This window comes from Streptomyces sp. NPDC020801, assembly GCF_044334385.1.
In the GTDB taxonomy this organism is placed as follows: domain Bacteria; phylum Actinomycetota; class Actinomycetes; order Streptomycetales; family Streptomycetaceae; genus Streptomyces.
In genome coordinates, this window is record NZ_JBIRST010000080.1 from 1 (window position 1) to 1,325 (window position 1,325).

The following is a 1,325-nucleotide window of genomic DNA, read 5'->3' on the forward strand; positions in this document are numbered from 1 at the left end:
GCGAACGCACCCAGCCCGGCATGAGTTCGCGGATGTACGCCAAGGGCGGTGTCCTGGTGCCCAGCGAGCACCACATCGGCGCCTTCCACGACTGGGTCAACGAGCGCCTGGGCGTCCAGCAGGGGTGACTCAGCCCAGGTAGCCCATCCGGTGGCTGATCTCCTCCGCTCCGTTGAGCAGGATCGGGGAGAGCTCGTGCAGCCGCTCCTCGGTGAGGCGGTAGGAGGGACCGGAGGCACTGAGGGCTGCGACGACCTGGCCGTCCTGGTTACGGACCGGGGCGGCCATGGCGTGCAGACCGATCTCCAGTTCCTCCAGCGTGAAGGCGTAGCCGCGCTCGCGTGCCTCGGCGAGGTTCTTCTCGAGCGTCGACTTCGCGGTGATGGTGTGCGGGGTGACCTTCTTCATACCCGCCCCGGCCAGCAGTTCGGCCCGCTCCTGGGCGGGCAGGTACGCCAGCAGCACCTTGCCGCTGGAGGTGGCGTGCAGCGGGGTCAGCTCGCCGACCCAGTTGTGCGCGGCGACGGCAGCCGGGCCGCGCACCTGGTAGAGGTTGATCGCGTAGTGCTCCCGCATGACCGCGATGTTGACCGTCTCGCCGATCTCCTCGGCCAGGCGCTCGCAGACCGGTCGGCCCTGCTGGGTGATGTCGAGGCGTCCCGTGACGGCGCCCGCCAGGCGTACGATGCCGAAGCCGAGGCGGTACTTGCCGCGCTCGCCCGCCTGCTCCACCAGGCCGCGCGCCTCCAGGGCGCCGAGCAGCCGGAACGCGGTGGACTTGTGAACATCGATCTCGGCGGCCACCTCGCTCACGCCCGCCTCGCCGCGCTGGGCCAGGATCTCGAGGACGCTGATGGCCCGGTCGACGGACTGCACCCCGCCGGCCGGCGAACCGTTCGTTTCAGTATCCGGATGGTAGTTGCTCATAGCAAAACTATACGCGCAGTAAACAACGGGGTTGCGGTAACCCGATTGGAACGAAGACCCTGCAAGTTGCGTGCAACGCAACCTGGTGCGTATAGCGATACCCGTACTAGCATGCCTCGCGTATCGACAGCGCGAGCGAGACGAGGCACCATGGCTCCCCTGCACTACGACTTCGTGATCGTCGGCGGTGGATCGGCCGGCAGCGCACTGGCCAACCGGCTCTCGGCCGACCCCAGAAACCGGGTGCTGGTGCTGGAGGCGGGCCGGTCCGACTCCCCGTGGGACGTCTTCATCCACATGCCGGCGGCGCTGACCTACCCGATCGGCAGCCGCTTCTACGACTGGAAGTACGAGTCCGAGCCCGAGCCCCACATGGACGGCCGGCGCATCTACCACGC

The 1,325-nt window shown here is 68.2% G+C and carries 3 protein-coding genes; 2 read left to right on the forward strand and 1 reads right to left on the reverse strand.

Annotated elements, in window-relative coordinates; all coding sequences use genetic code 11:
- Positions 1 to 128: SRPBCC family protein (locus tag ACH4UM_RS41780; protein WP_398191935.1), on the forward strand; the 128-nt coding region annotated here is incomplete at its 5' end.
- A 1-nt stretch (position 129) separates the two neighbouring features.
- Here ACH4UM_RS41780 and ACH4UM_RS41785 read toward each other — a convergent pair.
- Entirely contained in the window at positions 130 to 927 is a 798-nt protein-coding gene (locus tag ACH4UM_RS41785; RefSeq protein ID WP_398191929.1) for an IclR family transcriptional regulator, read from the reverse strand.
- 150 nt (positions 928 to 1,077) lie between these two features.
- On the opposite strand from ACH4UM_RS41785, the gene ACH4UM_RS41790 reads away from it, so the two are divergent.
- On the forward strand, positions 1,078 to 1,325 hold a 248-nt coding region (locus ACH4UM_RS41790; RefSeq protein ID WP_398191932.1), incomplete at its 3' end, for an NAD(P)-binding protein.